This window comes from Salinimicrobium oceani, from assembly GCF_012037645.1.
On the sequence record NZ_JAAVJR010001369.1, the window covers coordinates 1 to 320 of the forward strand.

Below are 320 nucleotides of genomic sequence, written 5' to 3' on the forward strand. Positions count from 1 at the left end.
GGATAACTCCGCCGCCGCCGCCGAAGATCTTAATGTGTCCTGCACCTTTCTCCTGCAGGAGGTCATGCATATATTTAAAATATTCTGTATGCCCTCCCTGGTAAGAGGTCATGGCAATAGCGTTGGCATCCTCCTGGATCGCGCAATTCACCACTTCTTCCACACTGCGGTCATGGCCCAGGTGAATCACCTCCACTCCCGTGGACTGGATGATACGGCGCATAATGTTTATGGCAGCATCATGCCCGTCAAAAAGGGAAGCTGCAGTAACAATTCTTACTTTATTCTTGGGTTTATAAGGAGCTTGTTGTTCCATTATT

General features: G+C 48.4%; 1 protein-coding gene. It reads right to left on the bottom strand.

Going from position 1 to position 320, the window contains the following annotated elements:
* Nucleotides 1-316 (bottom strand): cobalamin-dependent protein (locus HC175_RS22245; protein ID WP_168140019.1); only part of this gene is annotated, 316 nt, incomplete at its 3' end.
* Nucleotides 317-320 lie beyond the last annotated feature (4 nt).